Annotated in this window: 1 pseudogene; it reads left to right on the top strand. The window is 47.3% G+C overall.

What is annotated here, in order from left to right:
- Positions 1 to 376: pseudogene (locus AB4486_RS27115) on the top strand (aldose 1-epimerase); the annotation flags it as partial.

The following is a 376-nucleotide window of genomic DNA, read 5'->3' as shown; positions in this document are numbered from 1 at the left end:
GCAAGCTCACTTCCTCAACGACCGTCTCTAATCTGGGTGATTCAGCCTTCCCATTCGGTGATGCTTGGCACCCTTATTTTTCACTCGGTACTGAGCTAGCACAATGTGGACTCGCTATGTCGCCTTGCTCTGAGGTCATACACGAAAACGACCTACCCAATGGTGAAAAGCACGCTTTTGACCGTTTGTCTTTGGACGACTCGCTCACCAATCAAAGCTTAAATCACTGCTTTGAATTTGATTCCAAGACAACCAACCAACTTGCGTTTACGCGCTCAGATTCGTCTGCCGCTATTCGCTACCAACAAGATGAAAGCTACCCATTCGTTCAGCTGTACACGCCAACTAGCGAGCAAAGTATTGCAATAGAACCAAT

The organism is Vibrio sp. 10N.222.55.C6 (assembly GCF_041473395.1).
Classification (GTDB): Bacteria; Pseudomonadota; Gammaproteobacteria; order Enterobacterales; family Vibrionaceae; genus Vibrio; species Vibrio crassostreae_C.
This window is presented reverse-complemented; position numbering and strand designations above follow the sequence as displayed.